The organism is Streptomyces sp. NPDC101152, assembly GCF_044768275.1.
Lineage (GTDB): Bacteria > Actinomycetota > Actinomycetes > Streptomycetales > Streptomycetaceae > Streptomyces.
Window position 1 is genome coordinate 183713 of the sequence record NZ_JBIWPO010000013.1, and the last position, 23053, is coordinate 206765.

Genomic DNA, 23053 nt, shown 5'->3' on the forward strand with positions numbered 1-23053 from the left:
GGGCCGGTTCGGCCTTCCGAGGGTCGGACAGGCCCTTGAACACGTTCAACAGGGGCGTGTAGAAAGGCTTTGAGTCACCCCCGCCGCGTGGTGTTCCGGAGGGCTCACGACCTCTCCGGGAGCCTGGAGAGGCAGCTCACGCGGCCTTGACAACGGGTCGTACCGGACCGGGAGTTCCCTTCCGAGCGCCGCGTGCGGCACGTGGGTCGCGGAGGATAACACACCCCCTGCAAGAGCTTGTGAAGGGGCGCACGAGCGACCCCTCTGGGGCAGGTGGATACTCGATGCCATGAGCACCACGGAGCGTCCCAGGATCCTCGTAGTAGGCGGTGGGTACGTAGGCCTGTACGCAGCTCGGCGCATTCTGAAGAAGATGCGCTACGGAGAGGCGACCGTCACGGTCGTCGACCCCCGGTCGTACATGACCTACCAGCCCTTTCTTCCCGAAACCGCCGCCGGCAACATCTCCCCGCGCCATGTCGTCGTCCCGCTGCGACGCGTGCTGCCGAAGGCGGAGGTCCTCACCGGCCGGGTCACCACCATCGACCAGGACCGCAAGGTCGCCACGATCGCCCCGCTGGTCGGCGAGGCGTACGAGCTGCCCTTCGACTACCTGGTGATCGCGCTCGGCGCGGTCTCCCGCACCTTCCCGATCCCCGGCCTCGCCGAGCAGGGCATCGGCATGAAGGGCATCGAGGAGGCCATCGGCCTGCGCAACCACGTCCTCGAGCAGCTCGACAAGGCCGACTCCACCACCGACGAGGAGATCCGCCGCAAGGCGCTCACCTTCGTCTTCATCGGCGGCGGCTTCGCCGGCGCGGAGACCATCGGTGAGGTCGAGGACCTGGCCCGCGACGCGGCCAAGTACTACAAGAACGTCTCCCGCGAGGACATGCGCTTCGTCCTCGTCGACGCCGCCGACAAGATCCTGCCCGAGGTCGGCCCCAAGCTGGGCGCCTACGGCAAGGAGCACCTGGAGAGCCGGGGCGTGGAGATCTACCTCTCCACCTCGATGGACTCCTGCGTCGACGGCCACGTGGTCCTCAAGAACGGCCTCGAGGTCGACTCGAACACCGTCGTGTGGACCGCCGGTGTGAAGCCCAACCCGGCCCTCGCCCGCTACGGCCTGCCGCTCGGCCCCCGCGGTCACGTCGACTGCGAGCCGACCCTCCAGGTCAAGGGCACCGACTACATCTGGGCCGCCGGCGACAACGCCCAGGTCCCCGACCTCGTCGGCCGCAAGGCGGGCAACGAGAACGCCTGGTGCCCGCCGAACGCCCAGCACGCGCTGCGCCAGGCCCGCGTCCTCGGCGACAACGTGATCTCCGGTATGCGGGGCTTCCCGCAGAAGGACTACTCGCACGCCAACAAGGGCGCGGTGGCCGGTCTCGGCCTGCACAAGGGCGTCGCGATGATCGTCATGGGCAAGATGAAGATCAAGCTCAAGGGCCGGCTCGCCTGGTACATGCACCGTGGCTACCACGGCCTCGCGATGCCGACCTGGAACCGCAAGGTCCGTGTCTTCGCCGACTGGACCCTCGGCATGTTCCTCAAGCGCGAGGTCGTCTCCCTCGGCGCGATGGAGCACCCGCGCGAGGAGTTCTACGAGGCCGCCCGCCCGGTGCCGGCCGCCGAGCCGAAGAAGACCGAGGCCAAGGCCTCCTGACCGGACCTCCGGTCGCCGAACGAACCGAAGGGCCTCCCGCCATCCGTGGTGCGGGAGGCCCTTCGGCGTTCCCGATACATGGCTGCTGCACCTGTTTGCCCACTCGTGACGCCGTTGGGGGACTGCGCGGGCTTCCCCCCGGTGTTTACGTGGTATTGGACATTCCGGGATCGCTCGTCACGGAGGTGCGCCATGGCTGACGCCGCGCAGCGGCTGAAGGGCCTCGTCGAACAGTTGTTGGGAGTGCCGTTGCCGGTGCGGGTCCGCGCCTGGGACGGCTCGCAGGCGGGTCCGCCGGGTGCTCCGGCGCTGGTCGTGCGCAACCGCAGGGCGGTGCGCCGGCTGCTGTGGAAACCGGGGGAGCTGGGGCTGGCCCGCGCCTGGGTCGCCGGGGACCTGGAGATCGAGGGGGATCTGTACGAGGCCCTCGACCTGATGTCGACGCTGGTGTGGGAACGCGGCGAGGACGCCCGGACGCTGACGCAGGCGCTGCGCGAACCGCAGGTGCGGGCCGCCGCCTGGGGCCTGGTGAAGCTGGCCGGGGTGCCGTGGCCGCCCGCGCCGCCCGGCGAGGAGGTCCGCAGGGCCCGCGCCCATCTGCACACCAAGCGCAGCGACAGACGCGCCATCAGTCACCACTACGACGTCGGCAACGACTTCTACGAGATCGTCCTCGGCCCCTCGATGGTGTACTCGTGCGCCTACTGGCCGTCCCCCGACGCCACCCTCGAGGAGGCCCAGCGCGACAAGCTCGACCTCGCCTGCCAAAAGCTCGCCCTGACGGCCGGTCAGCGGCTGCTGGACGTCGGCTGCGGCTGGGGCTCGATGGCGATCCACGCGGCCCGCGAGTACGGCGTGCGCGTCGTCGGCATCACGCTCTCCCAGGAACAGGCCGCGTACGCCCGCAAGCGGGCCGCCGACGAGGGACTGACCGACCTGGTGGAGATCAGGGTGCAGGACTACCGGGACGTCGCCGACGGCCCCTACGACGTCATCTCCTCCATCGGGATGGCCGAACACGTGGGCGCGGACCGGTATCTGGAGTACGCCGAGGACCTGTACCGGCTGCTGAAGCCCGGCGGGCGGTTGCTCAACCACCAGATCGGCCGCCGCCCGCAGCGCGACGAGTCGTCATACAACGTCGACGAGTTCATCGACGCCTACGTGTTCCCGGACGGGGAGCTGGCCCCGATCGGGACCACCGTCACCCAGTTGGAGCGAGCCGGGTTCGAGGTGCGGGACGTGGAGGCCCTCCGCGAGCACTACGGGCTCACCCTGCGCCGCTGGGTCGCCAACCTGGAGGCCGACTGGGCGCGCGCGGTACGGCTGGCCGGCGCGGGGCGGGCGCGCGTGTGGCGCCTGTACATGGCGGCCTGCGCCGTCGCCTTCGAGCGCAACCGCATCGGCGTCAACCAGGTGCTGGCGGTACGGTCCGGGGACGGCGGCGAGTCCGGGATGCCGCTGCGGGCCCGAACCTGGGGCGCTTGAGTCCCGTACGCACGAAGGGGCCCCGTCCGCCGACGCCGGACGGGGCCACCAACCGCCGTACCGCTAATCGGACTTGATGGCGGAGAGCATGTTCAGGCGGGACGCCCGGCGGGCCGGCCACAGCGCGGCGAGGACGCCGACCGCTCCGGCGAACAGGAGGAAGACGCCCATCCTGCCCCAGGGCAGGACCAGTTCGTAGGTCGGCATCTGCGTGCCGAGCAGCCGTCCGGCCGCCCAGCCGAAGAAGACGCCCAGGCCGATGCCGAGCACACCGCCGAACAGGGAGATCACCAGGGACTCCAGGCGGACCATCCGCTTGACGCTCTTGCGGTCCAGGCCGATCGCGCGGAGCATGCCGATCTCCTGGGAGCGTTCGAAGACCGACATGGCCAGGGTGTTGATGACCCCGAGGACCGCGACGATCACCGCCATCGCGAGCAGCCCGTAGACCATGTTCAGGATCAGCGTGAACGTCTGCGCGATGCTGTTGGAGAGGTCCTTCTTGTCCTGGACCTGGATGGCCGGGTTGTCGCCGAGGGCCTTTTCCAGCCTGTCCTTCGTCGCGCTCGACGCGCCGCCGGCGGTCTTCACCAGGACCTGCATGTCGCCGGCCCGTTCGCCGCCCCGGTGCGGGGCGAGGGTCGTGTCGTCCTGCAGGATGCCCCGGATGAGCTCGTTGCCCTGGTAGACACCGGAGACAGTCAGCTGTTCGGCCTTGCCGTCCCGGTAGTGCGCGGTGAAGCTCGAACCGGCCTTCCAGCCGTGTGACTTGGCGGTGTCGGCGTCCACCGCGACCTGCGTGCCGGCCACCTTGAAGGTGCCGTCGTCGAGCTTCAGGTCGGTCAGCTTCCCGATCGCCGGGCCGTTCACGCCGGTCAGGTACTCGGTGGTGCCGTCGATGCGGGAAACGGCGTTGCGCAGGGGGCTGGTGGCGGTGACGCCGGCCGTGGCCGCCAGCTTCGCGTCGACGTCCGGCGAGAGTTCGTTGCGGTTGGCCATCGACACCACGTAGTCCGCGCGGATCGCCGAACTCGCCATCTTGTCGATCGACTTCTGCAGGCTGCCCGCCATCACCGTCATCCCGGTGATGAGGGTGAGCCCGATCATCAGCGCGGAGGCCGTGGCCGCCGTACGGCGCGGGTTGCGCACCGAGTTCTGGCGGGCCAGCTTGCCGGAGACGCCGAAGATCCGCAGGACCGGCGCCGCGGCCGCGATCAGCGGGCGGGACAGCAGCGGCGTGAGGATGAAGACACCGATGATGAGCAGGACCGCACCGAGCCCCATGGGGGCCTGTCCGTCGGTGCCGTTCATCGACGTGGCGGCCAGGACGGTCGCGACGCCGGCCGCGCCGAACAGCGCGCCCACGGTGTTGCGCAGCACCAGCGACTTGGTCGTCGCCGTCGCGTGGATGCTGCTCATGGCGGCGACCGGCGGGATCTTGGCGGCGCGGCGGCCGGGCAGCCAGGCGGCCAGCATGGTGATGACGATGCCGACCCCGAGGGCGCTCGCGACGGTGCCGGGCGTGATGACCAGCGGCCCGTCCGGGACCGTGGCGCCCAGGGTGCCCATCAGGGAACGCAGGGCGGCCCCGATGCCGATACCCGCGGCCAGTCCGCTGACGCCGGCGACCGCGCCGACCACGAACGCCTCGATCAGTACCGAGCGGGTGACCTGGCGGCGGGAGGCGCCGACCGCCCGCAGCAGCGCGAGTTCCTTGGTGCGCTGGGCGATCAGCATGGTGAAGGTGTTGGCGATGATGAAGGTGCCGACGAAGAGCGCGATGCCGGCGAAGACCAGCAACCCCTGTTTGAGGCCGCTCATCGACGAGGAGATCTGCTGGGCCAGGTCGTCGGCGAGCTGCTTGCCGGTGGTGGTCTCGACGGCCCTGGCGCCCAGCGTGCTGTCGAGCGAGGACTTCAGCGCGGACTGCGAGGTCCCGGGGGCGGCCTTCACGTCGATCTCGTCGTAGGTGCCCGCCTTGCCGAACAGCTGCTGCGCGGTCGCCGTGTCGAACAGGGCGAGGCTGCCGCCCGCGGCGACATTGCCGTCCTCGGTGGTGAAGACGCCGCTGACGGTGGGGGTGAGGACCGGGCCGTCGACGGAGATCCGCACGGTGTCGCCGACCTTGTAGCCGGCGCGGCGGGCGGTGTCCGCGTCGATGGCGACCTGGTTCCTCCCGCGCGGTGCGCTGCCCTCCTTGAGCGGGTACCGCGGGTCCTTGGCCCCCCAGTAGTTGCCGCCCTCGGAGCGGAAGCCGCCGCCGATCAGCTTGCCGTGCTGGTCGGCGATGGCGGTGAAGCCGCTCACCACCCCGATGGCGTCTGCCGCCCCCGGCACCTTGGCGCTGCGGTCGAGCATCGCCTGGGTCAGCTCGGGCGTCCTGCCGACCGTGTTGCCCTTGTCCTCCTGGTACTTGGCCCGTACGGCCACGTCGACCTGGTCGAAGCCCTTGGCGGAACTCTTCTGGAACGCGTCCGAGATGGTGTTGGTGAAGACCAGCGTGCCGGACACGAACGCCACACCGAGCATCACGGCGAGCACGGTCATCAACAGCCTGGCCTTGTGCGCGAGTACGTTGCGCAGGGCGGTGCGGAACATCAGCTGGTGCGGCCCTTCGCGTCGAACTGCTTCATGAAGTCCAGGACGTTCTCGGCCGTCGGCCGGATCATCTCGTCGACGATCCGCCCGTCCGCGAGGAAGACGACACGGTCCGCGTAGGCGGCCGCGACCGGGTCGTGGGTGACCATGACGACGGTCTGGCCCAACTCCCGTACGGAGTTGCGCAGAAAGCCCAGCACCTCGGAGCCGGAGCGGGAGTCGAGGTTTCCGGTGGGCTCGTCGCCGAAGATGATGTCGGGGCGGGAGGCGAGCGCGCGGGCCACGGCGACGCGTTGCTGCTGGCCGCCGGAGAGCTGGGAGGGGCGGTGTCCCAGGCGGTCCCTGAGGCCCACCATGTCGATGACGCGGTCGAGCCACTGCTTGTCCGGTTTCCGCCCGGCGATGTCCATCGGGAGGGTGATGTTCTCCAGGGCCGTCAGGGTCGGCAGCAGGTTGAACGCCTGGAAGATGAAGCCGATCTTGTCCCGGCGCAACTTGGTGAGCTGCTTGTCCTTGAGCGAGCCGAGTTCCGTCTCGCCGATGCGCACCGAGCCGGAGGAGAAGGTGTCGAGGCCGGCCACGCAGTGCATCAGCGTGGACTTGCCCGAGCCGGACGGGCCCATGATCGCGGTGAACTCGGCCTGCCGGAAGTCGGCGGAGACCCGGTCGAGGGCGACCACCTGGGTCTCGCCCTGTCCGTAGATCTTCGACAGATCCGTGGCGCGTGCGGCCACGGTCGCGGTGGACCGGTCGGCGACTGGTGTGGTGGTCACGGGCGAGAACTCCTCGGTGGGACGACGTCGTGAAGGGACGTGTTCCATCGTGGGGGCCGCGGATTCCCGTGGAGTCAGTCGCAGTCCCGGTTCCGAAGGGCGACTTCGGTCGGACCCGGCGACGCAGCGTCATACCTGGGGATGACCGCGGACCCTGAGAGACCGGCTCTGCCGAGGACATGGCAAGCGCTTGTGCCGAAGGACGTCGAGAACCGGTGGAGCACCCTCGTTCGGGCGGTGAAATTCCGTCATTCCGCAGGTGCCGGGCGACCTCGGGCGTAAGGCTACTGGCAAGTGCGGATGGCGCGTTCCATGTGCTGATGCACCCTCAGACCTCAATAAAATAAGACAACATCGGTCCGTGGGTCGGCTGTTCGAGGGAAGCATCCCGATAGGCTCGAACCTCGACGCGCGGAGCCCATGGCCTGCCCGGATGGTGGAATGCAGACACGGCGAGCTTAAACCTCGCTGCCCCTTCGCGGGCGTGCCGGTTCAAGTCCGGCTCCGGGCACTTCCGCGCCTACGGAACGAAGCGTTCCGTAGGCGGACGTCACCCTTCGTAGACGGTGAGGACGGCACCCTCCACCTCGATCCGGCGGCCGGCGCGCATGCCGTCGGTGCGCAGCCGGTCCAGGCAGCTGTGGAACAGCTCCAGTTCGTCCGCGTCCAGGACGGCGGCGGCGAGGTCGAGGAGTTCGGCGACCGCCTCCTCGGTGAGGATCTCGGGCAGCTCCCCGGAGAGCAGGACGACCGACTGGCCCGAAGGCCTGCGGACGACGGCCGTGGCCGGTCCGCCATGCACGAACAACACATTCCCCCCAAGGAGCCCGGGGTGGACGTGCGGGTCTCGCTCCTCGGGCAGACGAGAGAGTAGCGGGGGATCTCGGGGTGTTCGGGGGCGATTGACGTTCTTTTTCCGACTTGACGGAATACGGCGCATCCGTGTTCGAGTAGCGTCACTTGTCCGGGGTGGGCGGCGTGCGGTCCAGCAGTGACTCCACGAGGGCCGCGACATGGCGACGGTCGTCCGCGGAGAGTTTCTGGACGCTGGCGATGAGGAGGTCGACCTCGGGGTCGGCGGGGTTCGTGGCCGGGCCGCCGACGTCGGGGGTGCCGTACACGTGGATGCCGCAGGCCTCCGCGGCGGCGCGGCGGACGGTGTCCAACGGGAGCTCGAGGCCCTTGGACAGTCCCTCCAGGGTGGCCGACTGTGGCATCCGTACGACGCGGTCGGTGGTGGCCAGGTGGTGGACGGTGGACCGTGGGATCCCGCCGCGACGCGCCACGTCGCCGTAGGACCAGCCCTTGCGGTCGAGGCGCTCACGGATCAACTGCTGCAGTGCGTTGGCCACGGGTGGGTCACTTCCTGCTGGCTGTTTCGGCAAGGCGGTCCATGTCGGGGCCGATTCTACGGTCGTGCCCCGGTGCCGCCGAAAGGGTGATTTCCCGAACCACTTGCGCGCCGCCCCTCGAAGGGCCTAGTGTCCAATCTCGTTGGACAGCACGTCCGACCAGATTGGACAGAGTCCGGGGGGAACCTGACGCTGTCTGATCGGAAACGCCCATCCCTGAGGGGGAACTGATCATGATGGACGCCCACGAGCTTGAGGCCGAGTCCGCGGAGCTGCTGCCGGGTCGCGAGGCCCTGGGCCGGCTGAAGTTCAGCTTCGGCAAGACGGTGAACGTCACCAAGCACGTCGCCCACATCTCGGCGCACAACGAGTCCGCGGCCCTCAACGACCACTCCTCGTGCTCGGTGGCCGACTCCGGTGCCGCGCAGGCCATCAACGTCTCGCAGTAACGCTCGCGCTCCACCTCGAAACCGACACCGAAGACATCTCGAAAGGACATCCGTCATGAGCATGGACATGAACGAGCTGGACACCGAGTCCGCGGAGCTGCTGCCGGGCCGTGAGGCCCTGGGCCGGCTGAAGTTCAGCTTCGGCAAGACGGTGAACGTCACCAAGCACGTCGCCCACATCTCGGCGCACAACGAGTCCGCGGCCGTCAACGACCACTCCTCGTACTCGGACGCCGAGTCCTCGGCCTCGCAGACGATCAACGTCACGCAGTAGCGGTACCGCTGTAGCGGTACTCACCCGCTACGACGGCCGTGGGGGCGGACCGCGCTTCGTGTGCGGCGCGCCCCCCCCCCACGGCCCATCCAGGGCGACCCGCGGCTCTTTGTTGGGGGGACCAGCGGCGTTTCCGGGGGGAACTCGCCGCGTTCGCGCGGGAACTCGCCGCGCCTTCCGGGGGGAGGGCCGGCGCGGATGTGGGGGGATACGTGGGGGGAGTCCACACATGACAGTGCTCGGAGACGGGACCGCGGCGCTGTACGACACCGGGCCCGTGCCCGGACCCGGCGGCTGGCCGGTGACCTTCGAGCAGGTCGCGACGGGCAACCTGCCGGTCGTCGAACAGCCGCCGGCCGTCCCACGGCTGAGCGCGGGACTGAAGCTGCACGGCGAGTACCAGGGGTCGGGCTTCACCGACCCCAAGTACATCGCCCGTCGGGGGGACGGGCAGGTCGTGCAGCTGTCCCGGCTGCTGTACCTCGTGGCGTCGAGCATCGACGGGATCCGCGACGTCGAGACGATCGCGTACCGCGTCAGCGCGCGCTTCGGCCGCGAGGTCAGCGGCGACAACGTCCGCTACCTGGTGGAGAACAAGCTCGAACCGCTCGGGGTGACGGTCCCCGAGGGGCAGGAGAACGACGAGGTCGACGCCCCGCGCTCCGACCTGCTGCTCGCCCTCAAGGGCCACCGGGTGGTCTTCGACGAGCGGCGCACGGCACGGATCGCGCGGGCGCTGTCCTGGCTGCACCGGCCGGCGGTGGTCGTGGCGGTGCTGCTGGCCGCCGTGGCCATGGACGTGTGGCTGTTCGGCTTCTTCGGGGCGATCGACCCGGTCCTGGAGGTCCTGGACCAACCGGTCCTCATCCTGATCGTGTTCGTGCTGACCGTGGCCTCACTCGTCTTCCACGAGTTCGGCCACGCCTCCGCGTGCAAGTACGGGGGCGCGCGGCCCGGCTGCATCGGCTGCGGGCTCTTCCTGATCTGGCCGTCGATGTACACCGACGTGACGGACGTGTACCGCATCGGACGCGCCGGGCGGATCCGCACCGACCTCGGCGGGGTCTACTTCAACGTCGTCTTCATGCTCGCCATGGCCGGGGCGTACTTCGCGACCGGCGCGCAGTTCTTCCTGGCCGCCGTGTACCTCGGGCACTTCGAGATCCTGGAGCAGCTGATGCCGGCCGTCCGGCTGGACGGCTACTACATCCTCGGCGACCTCGCGGGGGTGCCGGACCTCTACGGCAAGATCAAGCCGATCCTGCTCAGCCTGGTGCCCGGCGCCAAGGGGAAGGCGGCGCGGCGGGAGGTCGCCGGGCTGAAGAAGTCGGCCCGGACCGTCGTCGCCACCTGGGTGCTGACGATGGTGCCGCTGCTGGTCGGCGAGTTGGGCTACGCCCTGTGGAACCTGCCGCGGATCCTCGCCACCATGACGCGGTCGCTGACCGAGCAACTCGTGGGTACGGGTTCGGCGTTGGCGGACGGGCAGATCGTGAACGGGCTGGTCGGGATCATCGGCTGCGTGATGCTGCTGTGCCCGATGGCCGGTGTCGTCTATCTGTCGGTGAAGATGAGCGGCCGCATCTTCCGCGCCGCGAACCGCGCCACGGCGGGACGTCCCCGGCTGCGCGTCCTGCTGTGCGCCCTCGCGCTGGTCGGTCTGACCGGCCTGAGCTACGCCTGGGTCTCCGGCATCACGCCGAAGCCGCTGCCCAAGCAGCCGCCGATCGCGCCGATCCTGCAACCCGGGGTGTCCACGCAGGCCCCCGGCCCCCGGGACGCCTCGACCTCGGACGGCGGAGCCTCGCAGGGCCCGACGGGCCACGGCACCGCGTCCCTGTCCCCGACGGCCGTACCGGGCGCCTCCGGCGCCGCGAAGGGCGCCTCGCCCCACCCGTCGACGAGTACGGCCCCCTCGGCCTCCGCGACCGCGTCCGCCCCGGCGTCGGCCCATCCGAGCAAGGGCCCGACGGGCCACCCGGCGACCGCCACCGCCACCCCACCCACCGTCTCGGGCCCCTCCGCGTCCGCCCCGGCCGGCGGCCCGTCCGTGCCCGCGACCTCCCCGACCCCGTCGGAGAGCGCCCCGGCCTCCCCACCGTCCTCCCCGACCCCCCAGTCCAGCGCCTCACCGGCAAAGACCTGAGCCCCGGCCGGGCCCGGGGTGGACGTCCCCGGGCCCGGCCGAACCCACCACCGCGGCGCAGCCCGGGGGCCGCCCTTACGGGCGGCGCAGTTCGAACGACGCCCGGCGCCGACCGAGCTCGCCCGTGCCCCGCAACACCCACCCCGTCAGCCCTATCCGCCCCGCCTCCGCAACACCGCCACCCCCCCACCACCGACCCATCCACCTACCGAGGAGAACCCATGACCGCTCATCGCAAAGCACGGCCGATTCGTAATCCGCTCACTCGGCGGGCCCTTGGGATAGGGCTGTTCGCGGCCGGGGTCGCGGGGGCCGCCACCGCTGTGCCTGCGCAGGCGGCCAGTGGCGTGACGCATGCCGCGTACGCGTCGGACCACGTGTTCACGCACGCCGACCGGGCGCACCACACGCAGGCCAGGGACTCGTTCACGGTGCGGCAGTTCGGGACGGTGAACGCCGCCTCCGCCCGCAACCAGGCCAACGCGGTCTCCGCGGGCTGCTCCGCCGACGACGCCTGCCGTTCCGTCGCGCTGTCGTTCCAGATCGTCACGATCGCCGGCGAGCACACGCACCTCAACGCCGTGAACCTCAGCGACGCCGTCAACAAGAAGTGCACCGGCTGCCAGACCCTGGCCGGCGCCTACCAGTTCGTCGTCTCCACGCCCACCCCGTTCAGCCTGGACGCCGACGCGCAGCGCAAGCTCGCCGACATCCACCGCCGGCTGGACGAGCTGACCCGCTCCGGGCTGCCCGCGGCGGACCTGAGGACCCAGGTCGACGGCCTGGCGAGCGAGGTCACCGGGGTGCTGCACGACGCCGTGGCCCACGCGCCCAAGGCCGACGTGAAGCCGGACGTCACGCTCCACCGGCACCTCGACGGCTGGCCCCCGGTGCGCTGATCCCGCCGGACCAGGGCCGACCGCGGTGTCCGTCTCCCACGGCGCCGCGGTCGGCCATTGACATCCCTCGGGGGCGGGCGCACACTCACATCCGAAATTGGTGAAGTAAATTTCACTGGACGAACAAAGGATGCGGGATGCGTACCACCGTCGGCATCGTCGGCGCCGGCCCGGCCGGCCTCCTCCTCGCCCGGCTGCTGCACGACGCCGGGATCGACTCGGTCGTCCTGGAGAGCCGCGACCGCGCCTACGTCGAGCACCGCCAGCGCGCCGGGATCCTGGAGCAGGGCACGGTGGACGTACTGCGCGCGGCCGGCGCCGGCGAGCGCATGGACCGCGAGGGACTCGAGCACGGCGGCATCGAGCTGCGGTACGACAGGAAACGCCACCGCGTCGACTTCCCCGCCCTCACCGGCGGCCGGTCCGTGATGGTCTACGCCCAGACCGAGGTCTGCAAGGACCTCATCGCCCTCCAGCTCAAGGAGGGCGGTCCGCTGCTGTTCGAGGCGGAGGCGCTGGCCGTCGAGGGCGCCGACACCGACCGCCCGCGGGTGCGGTTCCGCCACGAGGGCCGCGAGGACGTGCTGGAGTGCGACTACGTCGTCGGGTGCGACGGGTTCTGGGGGGTGGCCAGGAAGGCGATCCCGGCCGAGCTCACCCGCGTCTTCGAGCGGTCGTACCCCTTCGCGTGGCTCGGCATCCTCGCCGACGTGCCGCCCTCCCACGACGAGCTGGTCTACGCCCGCCACGACCGCGGCTTCGCGCTGCTGTCCATGCGCTCCCCGTCCGTCTCCCGCCTCTACCTCCAGGTCCCCGAGGGCACGGACGCGGAGAGCTGGGGCGACGAGGAGATCTGGGACGAGCTGGAGCGCCGGTTCGAGACCGGGGACGACTGGCGGCTGGAGCGCGGGCCGATCACCCAGAAGTCGGTGACCCCGATGCGGTCCTACGTCCACGAGCCGATGCGCCACGGCCGGCTCTTCCTGGCCGGCGACGCGGCGCACATCGTCCCGCCGACCGGCGCGAAGGGGCTCAACCTGGCCGTCGGGGACGTCGTCACCTTCGCCAGGGCGCTGTCGTACCAGCGGGAGACCGGGTCGGCCGAGCTGCTCGACGCCTACTCCTCGACCTGCCTGCGCCGCGTCTGGCAGGCCGAGCGGTTCTCCTACGACATGACGACGATGCTGCATCCCGCCCCCGACGCCACCCCCTTCGACGCCCGGCTCCAACTCGCCCGCCTCGACCGGATCGCGACCTCCCGCGCCGCCGAGACAGACCTGGCCGAGGGGTACACGGGCTTCCCCGTGTGAATCCCCGGGGTGAGGGGAATCACGGCCTCGCGTACCGTGTTGCGCAGCACAGGTGGGGAAAGATCCTCCCCAAGCAGTAGGGTCAATCCTTTGCCTACCTATTACTCTTGAGCCAAGGTCGCGACGCGCGGCCATGGAGGAGTGAAATGAGGAGCAGAAACCCGGTCTTCTCGCGACGGGGGTTCAGCCGCGACAACGGCTACGCGGGGTTCAACACCGCGCCGCAGGCCGGGGGTCCCGCTGTCGGAACGCAGACCGACCCGTACGCGCAGGGCAACCCCTACGCGCAGAACCCGTACGCCCAGCAGGACCTGCAGTACGGCGCCCCGGCCCCGGCCACCACCGGCCGGATGACCATGGACGACGTCGTGGTGCGCACGGCGTCCACCCTCGGCACGCTGATCGTCACCGCCGCGCTCGCCTGGGCGCTGCTGCCGGTCGACAACGCCAACCTCAGCCGGTCCTACGGCATCGGCGTCGGTGCCGCGCTGATCGGCATGGTGCTGGCGTTCGTGCAGTCCTTCAAGCGCAAGGCCTCGCCGGCGCTGATCCTGTCGTACGCCGCGTTCGAGGGTGTCTTCCTCGGCGTGGTCTCCAGCGTCGTCGACAACCGCATCGCGAGCGGCGCGGCCATGCAGGCCGTGATCGGCACGATGGCGGTGTTCGCCGGTGTGCTGGTGGCGTACAAGGCGGGCTGGATCCGCGTCAACCGCCGCTTCTACGGCTTCGTGATGGCGGCCGCGCTCGGCTTCGTGCTGCTGATGGTCGTGAACCTGCTGTTCGCGGTCTTCGGCGGTGGTGACGGCCTCGGCTTCCGCAGCGGCCCGCTCGGCGTCTTCTTCGGCGTCGTCGGCGTCCTGCTCGGCGCCTGCTTCCTCGCCCTGGACTTCAAGCAGGTCGAGGACGGCATCGCCTACGGCGCGCCGAAGCAGGAGGCGTGGCTGGCGGCCTTCGGGCTGACGTTGACGCTGGTGTGGATCTACATGGAGTTCCTGCGGATCATCGCGATCCTGAACAGCAACGACTAGCCTGCCGGCGGCTGTCGCGAAGGGCCCCGGGTTCTCGGACCCGGGGCCCTTCGGCATGTCGTGGTGCGCGCCTAGAGCAGTTTGCGCGCGGCCCTCCTCAGGTCGTATTCGTGGACGATCGCCCTCGCGTGGCCGTACGCGAGGTTGTGCTCGTGGCGGAGCCAGCTGACCTTTTCCTCGAAGCGGAAGAGGGCGGGGCCTTCTTCGACGGTGCGCAGCCAGTCGGACACTTCACGACCGGTGCAGTGGGGGATGCGGGCGAGCATGTTGCGGTGGGTCTCCTCAGAGAGGACGTGGGACATCGGCGCCTCCGAACGCAAAGGGGATGTAAGCCGGTCCTTCAGGTCACGGTGCCTGAGCGTTCGCCTGTTGGCAACAGTCTGGCGGCGCCGCGTACGCTCGTCCCGTGGTTGATACGACGCCCTTGACGCGAGCCGTGGATCACTTCGCCGACCGTTTGAGGGCGGCGCCGCAGTCGCGCCTGCAGCGTGGCGCCGCCGCTGAGGCCCTGCAGTTGGCCCGGGAGTTGGCGTGCCGGGCGCAGGTGTTGGAGGAGCCCGGGGTGGAGCCTCGGTTGATGCCGGACGCCGGAATGTTCGCCGCCGCGGACCAGATCACCGTTGCCGTACATGACTTGGCCCTCGTGCTGGATGACGAGGGCCAGGTCGCTGAAGCTGTGCGGTTGGTGGAAGAAGCGCAGAAGCGGGCGGGGGTCTGAGGAGCGCGCCCGCGCGCCTCAGAGGGACGCTATGACTCGGTCCGCCAGGATGTAGACGTTCTCCTCGCCGCACTCGAACGTCAGCGTGTACGCGCCGCTCACGCCCGAACCGCCGAGCAGGATCGGGGTCAGGCCCGACCGCAGGGCCGCTGCCAGGCGTTCGGCTGTTTCTCGGTGGCCCGGGGTCATGCACAGGGTCGTGCCGTCGGCGAAGACGTAGACGTCGAGGGTGCCGAGGGGGCCGGGGCGGACGTCGGCCAGTTCGACGCGGGACGCGGCGAGTTCCTCGAGGGTGGCCACGGTGCGTTCGTGGTCGTTCGCCACGGGTGGCTGGACCGGTACGAAGTCCGGGTGGGAGGGGTGACGGCGGCGGGCCGCGGCCAGTTCGGGGGAGTCCCCGGCGAACTCGTCGGCGTCCGCGCCCGGCTCGGTCACCGACTCCAGCGGCTCCAGTCCCACGAAGTCGCTGTGCCGGGGCAGGAACAGCTCGCTGTCGGGCAGACCCAGCAGCGAGGGGGCGTCGGAGGCGTCACGGGTCTCCTGGGCGGCCCAGAAGGCGCGCGCCTCGGCCAGTTCCCGCTCACGCTCCTCGGCGAGCGCCTCGGCGACGGCGGCGCGTATCTCGTCGACCTCCGTGGACAGGCGGGCGGCGGGCACGAGACCGTGCGGGGCGTGCCGCTCGGCGAGCTGGGCGTGCAGGGCGGCGACCTCACGGCGCAGCACCATGAGGGTGCGCAGGACGGCGACGCCCACGGCGCCCGTGGCGGCCGTGATGAGCAGCAAGGCGATCGGCATGGCGCTCACTGACGTACTCCCGGTTCAAAGTCGACCCCCGACTTCCTACATCAGCTTGAAGGGCGGACTAACCAGCTGTCAGTGCGTAACGTCACGAACCGGACAGGACTTTGGGCCCGGAGTGGGGTGTCGTACCCGCGCTGAGCTGCGTGAATCCCCCCGCTAAGGGAGATAGGTCACATCCTGGGGGAGATTGGATCACAAAACGGCCCGGAGTGCGGGGTTGTCCCGGACTCCGGGCCAGAGGCTGACCGTTGGTGCCTCAGCGGTTACGCAGGGGTGTGCTCGTCGGCTCTCAGCTCAGGCGCTCGATGACCATCGCCATGCCCTGGCCGCCGCCGACGCACATGGTCTCCAGGCCGAACTGCTTGTCGTGGAACTGGAGGGAGTTGATGAGCGTGCCGGTGATGCGGGCGCCGGTCATGCCGAAGGGGTGGCCGACGGCGATCGCGCCGCCGTTCACGTTCAGCTTCTCCAGCGGGATGTTCAGCTCGCGGTAGGAGGGGATCACCTGGGCGGCGAACGCCTCGTTGATCTCGACCAGGTCGATGTCGTCGATGGTGAGGCCGGCCAGGCGCAGGGCGCGCTGCGAGGCCTCCACCGGGCCGAGGCCCATGATCTCGGGGGACAGGCCCGAGACGCCGGTCGACACGATGCGGGCGAGCGGGGTGAGGCCGAGCTCGCGGGCCTTGGTGTCGCTCATCACGACCACGGCGGCGGCACCGTCGTTCAGGGGGCAGCAGTTGCCCGCGGTGACCAGTCCGTCGGGGCGGAAGACGGGCTTGAGGCCGGCGACGCCCTCCATGGTGACGCCCGGGCGCGGGCCGTCGTCCTTGCTGACGACCGTGCCGTCGGGGGTCGTGACCGGGGTGATCTCGCGCTCCCAGAAGCCGTTCTTGATGGCCTCCTCGGCGAGGTTCTGGGAGCGGACGCCGAACTCGTCCATGTCCTGGCGGGTGACGCCCTTGACGCGGGCCAGGTTCTCGGCGGTCTGGCCCATCGCGATGTACGGGTCGGGGACCAGGCCGTCCTCGCGCGGGTCGTGCCAGCTCGTGCCCTCCTGCTGGGCGACGGCCTCGGTGCGGGCCTCGGCCTCGGCGAACAGCGGGTTGTGCGTGTCCGGGAGGCTGTCGGAGTTGCCCTTGACGTAGCGGGAGACCATCTCGACGCCGGCCGAGATGAAGACGTCGCCCTCGCCGGCCTTGATGGCGTGCAGGGCCATCCGGCTCGTCTGCAGCGACGAGGAACAGTAACGGGTGATGGTGCAGCCCGGGAGGTGGTCCATGCCCATCTGCACGGCGACGATGCGGCCGAGGTTGTGGCCCTGCTCGCCGCCGGGCAGGCCGCAGCCGAGCATCAGGTCGTCGATGTCGCGCGGGTCCAGCTCGGGGATCTTGGCCAGGGCCGCCTGGATGATCGTGGCGGTGAGGTCGTCGGGGCGCAGGTCCTTGAGGGAGCCCTTGAAGGCGCGGCCGATGGGCGAGCGGGCGGTCGAGACGATCACGGCTTCGGGCATGACGGCTCCATTGGCGTACGGGCGTGTCGGGCAGGCTGCTTGGGAAGTTACCCGTCCGTATGGCCAGGGTCACGTCTGTCGCCGTGTGACCCTGGCCGCAATTTTCTAAGCGCTTGCTTTGTGGCTCAGGGCGTTGCCTGGGTCGACGGGACCGACGTCGTCCGCGGTTCCGGCTCCTGCACCCGCCGCCTGCGCCGGCGCTTGAGCAGTGCCCAGGGGCCGCGCGGGCCGGTCGGCATCGCGGCTGTGACCTCCGTGCCCGCCTCCGACGCGGCCTCCGCGGCGGCCCGGGCCACCGGCAGGAAGCCCTCCCGCCGGGACACGTCCGGACGCTCCTCCTCCGCCGGCCACAGGCCGAGCGCGGCGCAGACCGTCGGCAGCACCGCCATGGCCGCGGTGGCGTAGCCCTCCGCCGAGGGGTGGTAGTTGTCGGGGCCGAACAGTTCACGGGGGTTGGCCTCGAACTCGGGGCCGAGCAGGTCGCCCAGGGACACCGTGCGGCCGCCCTGCTCGACGGCGCCGATCGTCTGGGCCGCCGCCAACTGCCGGGAGGCCCGGCGCGCGAGCCAGCGCAGCGGCTGCTGGACCGGTTCGATCGTGCCCAGGTCGGGACAGGTGCCGACGACGACCTCCGCGCCCGCCGTGCGCAGCCGCCGTACCGCCGCCGACAGATGGCGCACGGAACGGGTCGGGGGCATGCGGTGGGTGACGTCGTTCGCCCCGATCATGATCACGCAGATGTCGGGCACGAGGGCGGGGTTCGCCAGGACCAGGGCGACCTGGCGGTCCAGGTCGTCGGAGGTGGCGCCGGGCAGGGCCACGTTGTGCAGCTCGACCGGGCGTTCGGCCACCGCCGACAGGCCCGAGGCCAGCAAGGCGCCCGGTGTCTGACCCGCCCGGTGCACGCCCTGGCCGGCCGCCGTGGAGTCGCCGAGCATGGTCAGCCGCAGGGGAGGTTCGTCGGGGACGGCGTAGGCGTTGCCGTACACCCCGTCGGCGACCGGTACGCGGCCGGCGCTGCCGTTGCCCACGTGGCGCTTGGCGAGCTGCACCTCGGCCAGCAGCAGCCCCATGGCGGCCGCGCCGGCCAGCCCGATGCCACCGCCTCCGTACGCGGCACCGGCCGCGATCCGCCGGGCCACCCGCGCCCTCGACATGCCCGTCATACCTCGCCGCCACCTCCTTCGTAGCCGTACATCCACTCCTTGCCCCGTACGGACCGTCCGCCAATCTCAACGGGGAGTGAACGACCGCCCCGGGTGGACCACAGGGCCTACCCTGGCGGAACCAGTACGACCACTTCTTTTGCAGCAACCGGAGACAACGGTGCAATTCCACGACTCGATGATCAGCCTCGTCGGCAACACCCCGCTGGTGAGGCTCAACAGCGTGACCAAGGGCATCAAGGCGACTGTCCTGGCCAAGGTCGAGTACTTCAACCCGGGCGGTTCCGTGAAGGACCGCATCGCCCTGCGCATGATCGAGGCGGCCGAGGAGAGCGGGGCGCTCAAGCCCGGCGGGACCATCGTGGAGCCGACCAGCGGCAACACCGGTGTGGGGCTCGCGATCGTGGCCCAGCAGAAGGGGTACAAGTGCATCTTCGTGTGCCCCGACAAGGTGAGCACCGACAAGATCAACGTGCTGCGGGCGTACGGGGCCGAGGTGGTCGTGTGCCCCACCGCCGTGGACCCCGAGCACCCGGACTCGTACTACAACGTCTCCGACCGGCTGGTGCGCGAGACGCCGGGCGCGTGGAAGCCCGACCAGTACTCCAACCCCAACAACCCGCTCTCCCACTACCACTCGACCGGCCCCGAGCTGTGGGAGCAGACGGAGGGGAAGATCACCCATTTCGTGGCCGGCGTCGGCACGGGCGGCACCATCTCCGGGACCGGGCGGTACCTCAAGGACGCCAGCGACGGCAGGGTCCAGGTCGTGGGCGCCGACCCCGAGGGGTCCGTGTACTCGGGCGGCTCCGGGCGGCCTTACCTCGTCGAGGGCGTCGGTGAGGACTTCTGGCCCACCGCCTACGACCGGACCGTCGCCGACGAGATCGTCGCCGTCTCCGACAAGGACTCCTTCCAGATGACCCGCCGGCTCGCCAAGGAGGAGGGGCTGCTGGTGGGCGGCTCCTGCGGGATGGCGGTCGTGGCGGCGCTGCGGGTCGCCGAGCGGCTCGACGAGAACGGCGTCGTGGTCGTGCTGCTGCCGGACAGCGGACGCGGGTACCTGAGCAAGATCTTCAACGACGAGTGGATGGCGGACTACGGCTTCCTCGAGGACGCGGGCCCCAGCGCCCGCGTCGCGGACGTCCTCAACGACAAGGAGCACGGCGCCATCCCGTCCCTCGTCCACATGCACCCGGACGAAACCGTCGGCCAGGCCATCGAGGTGCTGCGCGAGTACGGCGTCTCGCAGATGCCGATCGTGAAGCCGGGCGCCGGCCACCCGGACGTGATGGCGGCCGAGGTCGTCGGCTCGGTCGTGGAGCGGGAGCTGCTGGACGCCCTGTTCGCCAAGCGGGCCTCGCTGGAGGATCCGCTGGAGAAGCACATGTCGCCCCCGCTGCCCCAGGTGGGCTCCGGTGAGCCGGTCGCCGACCTGATGACGGTGCTCGGCGTGGCGGACGCGGCGATCGTCCTGGTCGAGGGCAAGCCGACCGGGGTGATCGGCCGACAGGACCTGCTGGCCTTCCTGGCCAAGGCAGGAAAGTGACGCCGAACGTCCGGTGAACGTGGGCGAAACGCCGTGAAATTGCGGTTGCCCACCGAAGTGGTGGACTTCGCGGAAGTGGTACGAGCGTGTCACGTGCACGCAGCACACGCTTAACACGGGTCCGGCACATTAGTGGGTGTCGGCAGGGCGGGAGCGGCTCCCCGCCCCGGCCGGCACCGAACGTCCAAGGACCTCCGGAGCGGCTCCCGGACCTCCATGGACGCCGGACGCGAGACCCGGCCCTGACCCGGTCAGCGTCCCTCGCGGGGACCGCCGTCGTCCCGCCCCCCGGCAACGGGGGTGCGGCGGTCCCCGCTGTTACCTCTGCCGGGTCACAGCGGGAAGCACCCTCACTCCCCTTTGCGCCTACGCCGGCGCCGCTCTCGCGGACGCGGTTGCGCGCCGTCGTGGTTCCTCAGTCGGTGGTGGCGGCCGTCGTCGTTCTCGACCGACGGGTCAGTCCTCCCAGCGGTCCTCGTCCTTGTTGGTGCGGTGGCGGCCGCTGAACAGCCCCGGATTCACGCGTACCGCCTGGAAGGCGTTGACGCCGACGATGCCGGCCCAGGCGACCAGCAGGCCCGGCAGGTGGGCGATGCCGCCGCCGATCGCGGACAGCGGGATCGCCAGCACCAGCGAGACGATGCCGAAGCCGAAGCGCTCGCCCCAGGAGTCGGTGGGCTTCGGTGCCCGCGCCCCGCGGGCCACCACCATCTGCTGCTCGGCCATCTGGCGCCGCACACGGCGCTCCACCGCCCCGTCGATGCGCTGGTCCACCTTCTCCAGGAACGAGTCGACCAGCGCGGACTCGTACTCCTCACCCAGCTCCCTGCGGGCGTGCAGAGTGGCGTCGAGTTCCTTCTTGAGCTCGGTGTCGCGCGTGTCCATGCCCGTCTCCATTCCCGTCATGGGAATCCACGGTAGGCAGCACTCGCGCCCGCCGCACTGGGGATAGCCCCCCTGTTCGAGGTACGGCGCCCGCTCAGATCAGCCCGTGCTGCTTGGCGTAGGTGTTGGCCACGTCCTGCGGGTCCTTCTTGTCGTTGTCGACCCGGCTGTTGAGCTGGGTGAGCTGCTCGGTGGTCAGGACGTTGCCGAGCTTGGCCAGGGCCCTGCGGACCGTGTCGTCGGCCTTGCGGTCGGCGATGAGGGGGACGATGTGCTGGCTGGGGATCAGGTTCTTCGGGTCGGTCAGCACCACCCAGCCGTTGGCGGCGATGTCGGTGTCGGTGGTGAAGAGGTTCGCCACGTCGACGTCGCCCTTCTTCAGGGCGCCCTTGACCAGGGGACCGTCGGAGTCCAGTGATGTGAACTCCTTGAACTCGACGCCGTAGACGTCCTTCAGGCCGACCGCGCCCACCCGCCGCTTCTTCACCTCGGGCGCGGCGCCGATGACCAGCCTGCCGTTCTGCTGGGCCAGGTCGGCGAGGGAGGTCAGGCCGTACTTGCGGGCGGTCGCCCGGGTGACGACGAAGCAGTCCGAGTCGGCCGCCTGGCCGTACGGCAGCACCTGGAGGCCGGCCGGCAGGGCGAGGGTGAGCGCGTTCTGCATGGTGCCCGGCTCCGAGGAGTTGTCCTTCGGGGCCAGGTAGTTGAGGAGGGCGCCCTGGTATTCGGGCAGCAGGTCGATGTCGCCCGCCTTCAGCGCGGGGATCACGATCTCCCGGGTGCCGAGGTTCGGGCGGACCTTCACCTTGACGCCGGCGGACGTGAGGACGGCCGCGTAGAGGTAGCCGAGGACCTGGTTCTCGGTGAAGTTGGCGGTGCCGATGGTGATGCCGCTCTTGCTGGAGCCACCTCCGCCGGACGTGGAGCCCTGGCTGTCGAGGGAGGTGATGCCGCTCGCGCAGGCGGACAGGGCGGGGACGGACGCGGCCGCGAACAGGCCGCCGAGGAGGGTGCGTCGGTTCATGTGTCGGGGTTCCCTAGGCGGTGCGGTGGCGGAAGAGGAAGCGCTGGAGGGCGGAGAGGGCCAGGTCCAGGAGGACGGCGACCGCGGCGACCAGCACCGCGCCGCCCAGCACCTGCACGAGGTCGCGCTGGGCCAGGCCGTCGAAGACGTAGCGGCCGAGGCCGCCGAAGGAGACGTACGCGGCGATGGTGGCCGTGGCGACGACCTGGATGAGGGCGAGCCGCAGGCCCGTCATGATCAGCGGGAGCGCGAGCGGCAGCTCGACCTGGAACAGGACCTGGTGGCCGCGCATGCCCTGGCCGCGGGCCGCGTCGCGGACGTCGGGGTCGACGGCCGTCATCCCGGCGTAGGTGTTGGTGACGATCGCCGGGACCGCGAGGGCGACCAGGGCCACGTACACCGGCAGCATCGACAGTCCGCCCGCCAGGAAGACCAGGACGACCAGGCCGACGGTCGGCAGCGCGCGGCCGAAGGACGCGAGGTTGATGGCGACGAAGGCGCCCTTGCCGGTGTGGCCGATCAGCAGGCCGAGCGGGAGGCCGATCGCGGCGGCGATGAGGGTCGCAAGGAGCGAGTACTGGAGGTGCTCGGCGAGGCGGTGGGCGATGCCGTCCGAGCCGGACCAACTCGCGCCACTGGTCAGCCACTTGCCGAGGTTCTTGAGGAGCTCGTACATCTCAGGCCCGCCTCCTGCGCCAGGGGGTCAGCACGTACTGGAGGGCCACCAGCAGGGCGTCCGCAACCACGGCGAGCAGGATCGTGAGGACCACGCCCACGATCACCGGGGTCGGGAAGTCGCGCTGGAAGCCGTCGGTGAAGAGCTGGCCGAGGCCGCCGTCGCCGATGTAGGTGGCGACCGAGACCAGCGAGATCGACATGACGGTCGCGATGCGGACACCCGCCATGATCACGGGGAGGGCGAGCGGGAACTCGACCGTGAGGAGGGTGCGCAGGGGGCGCGTGCCCATCGCCTTCGCCGCCTCCTTGGTCCTCGCGGGGACCGAGTCGAGGCCCTCGACGGTGTTCCGCAGCAGTACGACCAGCGTGTAGACGGTCAGGCCGATGACGGTGGTGGTGCGGGTCAGGCCGCTGATCGGGAGCAGCAGCACGAAGATCGCGATCGACGGGATGGTGAACAGGACGTTGGAGCAGCCCAGCAGGAAGCCGCGCAGGGGGCGGATCCGGTGCGCGAGCACCGCGAGCGGGAGCGAGATCAGGACCCCGAAGAAGACGGCGGTCAGGGCGGCCTGCAGGTGGGAGAGGGTGAGGGAGGTGAGGTCGTCGGTGTGGTCGCCGATCCACGACCAGTCGATGGTCATGCGGCCCTACCTTCTTGAGTGCGTCCCGTGAGTTCGCGACTCTGGGACTGCGCGGGTGGGGCAGGGATGGTTTTCATGCTGGCTGCCCTCCATGGCTT

22 protein-coding genes and 1 tRNA gene are annotated in these 23053 nt (G+C 70.4%); 11 read left to right on the plus strand and 12 right to left on the minus strand.

The features are described 5' to 3' along the window. Nucleotides 1-289: 289 nt before the first annotated feature. Both ACIRVK_RS19820 and ACIRVK_RS19825 read left to right on the plus strand, forming a co-directional pair. Nucleotides 290-1666 carry an NAD(P)/FAD-dependent oxidoreductase gene (locus ACIRVK_RS19820; RefSeq protein ID WP_404248692.1) on the plus strand — a complete coding sequence of 459 codons (1377 nt, stop codon included), beginning with the start codon at nucleotides 290-292 and terminating at the stop codon, nucleotides 1664-1666. Between the two features lie 192 nt (nucleotides 1667-1858). Next, nucleotides 1859-3154, plus strand: coding sequence for a class I SAM-dependent methyltransferase (locus ACIRVK_RS19825; RefSeq protein ID WP_404248694.1), 1296 nt, complete (start codon nucleotides 1859-1861; stop codon nucleotides 3152-3154). 63 nt (nucleotides 3155-3217) lie between these two features. Here ACIRVK_RS19825 and ACIRVK_RS19830 read toward each other — a convergent pair whose 3' ends face one another. Both ACIRVK_RS19830 and ACIRVK_RS19835 read right to left on the minus strand, forming a co-directional pair. After that, nucleotides 3218-5752: an ABC transporter permease gene (locus ACIRVK_RS19830; RefSeq protein WP_404248696.1), complete on the minus strand. Its 2535-nt coding sequence runs from the start codon at nucleotides 5750-5752 to the stop codon at nucleotides 3218-3220. Continuing rightward, complete coding sequence (locus tag ACIRVK_RS19835; RefSeq protein ID WP_404248698.1) at nucleotides 5752-6525, minus strand: ABC transporter ATP-binding protein; 774 nt, start codon at nucleotides 6523-6525, stop codon at nucleotides 5752-5754. The genes ACIRVK_RS19830 and ACIRVK_RS19835 overlap by 1 nt, the downstream gene beginning before the upstream one ends. 427 nt (nucleotides 6526-6952) lie before the next feature. On the opposite strand from ACIRVK_RS19835, the gene ACIRVK_RS19840 reads away from it, so the two are divergent. Then, nucleotides 6953-7036, plus strand: a tRNA-Leu gene (locus ACIRVK_RS19840). Between the two features lie 39 nt (nucleotides 7037-7075). On the opposite strand, the gene ACIRVK_RS19845 is transcribed toward ACIRVK_RS19840, so the two are convergent. Together ACIRVK_RS19845 and ACIRVK_RS19850 are read right to left on the minus strand one after the other, a co-directional pair. Beyond that, nucleotides 7076-7327: a hypothetical protein gene (locus ACIRVK_RS19845; RefSeq protein ID WP_404248700.1), complete on the minus strand. Its 252-nt coding sequence runs from the start codon at nucleotides 7325-7327 to the stop codon at nucleotides 7076-7078. A gap of 154 nt (nucleotides 7328-7481) precedes the next feature. Further along, nucleotides 7482-7877, minus strand: a complete 396-nt coding sequence (locus ACIRVK_RS19850; protein WP_404248702.1) for a helix-turn-helix domain-containing protein — start codon at nucleotides 7875-7877, stop codon at nucleotides 7482-7484. A gap of 233 nt (nucleotides 7878-8110) precedes the next feature. Here ACIRVK_RS19850 and ACIRVK_RS19855 point away from each other — a divergent pair, with 233 nt between their 5' ends. From ACIRVK_RS19855 to ACIRVK_RS19880, 6 genes are all read left to right on the plus strand, one after another. Then, nucleotides 8111-8326 carry a hypothetical protein gene (locus tag ACIRVK_RS19855; protein ID WP_404248704.1) on the plus strand — a complete coding sequence of 72 codons (216 nt, stop codon included), beginning with the start codon at nucleotides 8111-8113 and terminating at the stop codon, nucleotides 8324-8326. Nucleotides 8327-8381: 55 nt separating this feature from the next. Further along, a complete protein-coding gene (locus tag ACIRVK_RS19860; RefSeq protein WP_404248706.1) occupies nucleotides 8382-8600 on the plus strand; it encodes a hypothetical protein in 219 nt (72 codons plus the stop codon). A gap of 229 nt (nucleotides 8601-8829) precedes the next feature. Beyond that, nucleotides 8830-10746 (plus strand): hypothetical protein, encoded by a 1917-nt coding sequence (locus ACIRVK_RS19865; RefSeq protein WP_404248708.1) that lies wholly within the window; start codon nucleotides 8830-8832, stop codon nucleotides 10744-10746. A 347-nt stretch (nucleotides 10747-11093) separates the two neighbouring features. Continuing rightward, complete coding sequence (locus ACIRVK_RS19870; protein WP_404248710.1) at nucleotides 11094-11645, plus strand: hypothetical protein; 552 nt, start codon at nucleotides 11094-11096, stop codon at nucleotides 11643-11645. A 137-nt stretch (nucleotides 11646-11782) separates the two neighbouring features. Beyond that, nucleotides 11783-12955: a 4-hydroxybenzoate 3-monooxygenase gene (locus tag ACIRVK_RS19875; protein WP_404248712.1), complete on the plus strand. Its 1173-nt coding sequence runs from the start codon at nucleotides 11783-11785 to the stop codon at nucleotides 12953-12955. 146 nt (nucleotides 12956-13101) lie between these two features. Then, nucleotides 13102-13983, plus strand: coding sequence for a Bax inhibitor-1/YccA family protein (locus ACIRVK_RS19880; protein ID WP_404248714.1), 882 nt, complete (start codon nucleotides 13102-13104; stop codon nucleotides 13981-13983). Nucleotides 13984-14054: 71 nt separating this feature from the next. Here ACIRVK_RS19880 and ACIRVK_RS19885 read toward each other — a convergent pair whose 3' ends face one another. Beyond that, entirely contained in the window at nucleotides 14055-14285 is a 231-nt protein-coding gene (locus tag ACIRVK_RS19885) for a DUF4287 domain-containing protein (protein WP_404248716.1), read from the minus strand. A gap of 104 nt (nucleotides 14286-14389) precedes the next feature. Between ACIRVK_RS19885 and ACIRVK_RS19890 the strand changes: the two genes are divergently transcribed. After that, the gene (locus ACIRVK_RS19890; RefSeq protein WP_404248718.1) at nucleotides 14390-14701 is read left to right on the plus strand and encodes a hypothetical protein; all 312 of its coding nucleotides are present in this window, start codon (nucleotides 14390-14392) and stop codon (nucleotides 14699-14701) included. Between the two features lie 18 nt (nucleotides 14702-14719). Here ACIRVK_RS19890 and ACIRVK_RS19895 read toward each other — a convergent pair whose 3' ends face one another. The 3 genes from ACIRVK_RS19895 to ACIRVK_RS19905 form a co-directional block, all read right to left on the minus strand. Then, nucleotides 14720-15505 carry a hypothetical protein gene (locus ACIRVK_RS19895; RefSeq protein ID WP_404248720.1) on the minus strand — a complete coding sequence of 262 codons (786 nt, stop codon included), beginning with the start codon at nucleotides 15503-15505 and terminating at the stop codon, nucleotides 14720-14722. A gap of 286 nt (nucleotides 15506-15791) precedes the next feature. Beyond that, nucleotides 15792-17012 (minus strand): acetyl-CoA C-acetyltransferase, encoded by a 1221-nt coding sequence (locus tag ACIRVK_RS19900; protein WP_404248722.1) that lies wholly within the window; start codon nucleotides 17010-17012, stop codon nucleotides 15792-15794. A gap of 125 nt (nucleotides 17013-17137) precedes the next feature. After that, nucleotides 17138-18178, minus strand: coding sequence for an SGNH/GDSL hydrolase family protein (locus tag ACIRVK_RS19905; RefSeq protein ID WP_404248724.1), 1041 nt, complete (start codon nucleotides 18176-18178; stop codon nucleotides 17138-17140). A gap of 160 nt (nucleotides 18179-18338) precedes the next feature. Between ACIRVK_RS19905 and ACIRVK_RS19910 the strand changes: the two genes are divergently transcribed. Continuing rightward, nucleotides 18339-19727 (plus strand): cystathionine beta-synthase, encoded by a 1389-nt coding sequence (locus ACIRVK_RS19910; RefSeq protein WP_404248726.1) that lies wholly within the window; start codon nucleotides 18339-18341, stop codon nucleotides 19725-19727. A gap of 456 nt (nucleotides 19728-20183) precedes the next feature. Here the strand turns inward: ACIRVK_RS19910 and ACIRVK_RS19915 are convergent, their stop codons facing one another. The 4 genes from ACIRVK_RS19915 to ACIRVK_RS19930 all read right to left on the minus strand — a co-directional run bounded on the left by ACIRVK_RS19915 (nucleotide 20184) and on the right by ACIRVK_RS19930 (nucleotide 22955). Continuing rightward, nucleotides 20184-20612, minus strand: a complete 429-nt coding sequence (locus tag ACIRVK_RS19915) for a hypothetical protein (protein WP_404248748.1) — start codon at nucleotides 20610-20612, stop codon at nucleotides 20184-20186. 94 nt (nucleotides 20613-20706) lie between these two features. Then, complete coding sequence (locus ACIRVK_RS19920) at nucleotides 20707-21636, minus strand: ABC transporter substrate-binding protein (protein WP_404248728.1); 930 nt, start codon at nucleotides 21634-21636, stop codon at nucleotides 20707-20709. A gap of 13 nt (nucleotides 21637-21649) precedes the next feature. Continuing rightward, nucleotides 21650-22312, minus strand: a complete 663-nt coding sequence (locus ACIRVK_RS19925; RefSeq protein ID WP_404248730.1) for an ABC transporter permease — start codon at nucleotides 22310-22312, stop codon at nucleotides 21650-21652. Between the two features lies 1 nt (nucleotide 22313). Beyond that, nucleotides 22314-22955, minus strand: coding sequence for an ABC transporter permease (locus ACIRVK_RS19930; RefSeq protein WP_404248732.1), 642 nt, complete (start codon nucleotides 22953-22955; stop codon nucleotides 22314-22316). Nucleotides 22956-23053 lie beyond the last annotated feature (98 nt).

Coding starts and splice junctions, on each gene's coding strand:
- ACIRVK_RS19925 (WP_404248730.1), bottom strand. CDS start 22,312: ATGTACGAGCTCCTCAAGAACCTCGGCAAGTGGCTGACCAGTGGCGCG.
- ACIRVK_RS19820 (WP_404248692.1), top strand. CDS start 290: ATGAGCACCACGGAGCGTCCCAGGATCCTCGTAGTAGGCGGTGGGTAC.
- ACIRVK_RS19825 (WP_404248694.1), top strand. CDS start 1,859: ATGGCTGACGCCGCGCAGCGGCTGAAGGGCCTCGTCGAACAGTTGTTG.
- ACIRVK_RS19915 (WP_404248748.1), bottom strand. CDS start 20,612: ATGGACACGCGCGACACCGAGCTCAAGAAGGAACTCGACGCCACTCTG.
- ACIRVK_RS19855 (WP_404248704.1), top strand. CDS start 8,111: ATGATGGACGCCCACGAGCTTGAGGCCGAGTCCGCGGAGCTGCTGCCG.
- ACIRVK_RS19920 (WP_404248728.1), bottom strand. CDS start 21,636: ATGAACCGACGCACCCTCCTCGGCGGCCTGTTCGCGGCCGCGTCCGTC.
- ACIRVK_RS19830 (WP_404248696.1), bottom strand. CDS start 5,752: ATGTTCCGCACCGCCCTGCGCAACGTACTCGCGCACAAGGCCAGGCTG.
- ACIRVK_RS19900 (WP_404248722.1), bottom strand. CDS start 17,012: ATGCCCGAAGCCGTGATCGTCTCGACCGCCCGCTCGCCCATCGGCCGC.
- ACIRVK_RS19905 (WP_404248724.1), bottom strand. CDS start 18,178: ATGACGGGCATGTCGAGGGCGCGGGTGGCCCGGCGGATCGCGGCCGGT.
- ACIRVK_RS19885 (WP_404248716.1), bottom strand. CDS start 14,285: ATGTCCCACGTCCTCTCTGAGGAGACCCACCGCAACATGCTCGCCCGC.
- ACIRVK_RS19880 (WP_404248714.1), top strand. CDS start 13,102: ATGAGGAGCAGAAACCCGGTCTTCTCGCGACGGGGGTTCAGCCGCGAC.
- ACIRVK_RS19860 (WP_404248706.1), top strand. CDS start 8,382: ATGAGCATGGACATGAACGAGCTGGACACCGAGTCCGCGGAGCTGCTG.
- ACIRVK_RS19875 (WP_404248712.1), top strand. CDS start 11,783: ATGCGTACCACCGTCGGCATCGTCGGCGCCGGCCCGGCCGGCCTCCTC.
- ACIRVK_RS19930 (WP_404248732.1), bottom strand. CDS start 22,955: ATGACCATCGACTGGTCGTGGATCGGCGACCACACCGACGACCTCACC.
- ACIRVK_RS19865 (WP_404248708.1), top strand. CDS start 8,830: ATGACAGTGCTCGGAGACGGGACCGCGGCGCTGTACGACACCGGGCCC.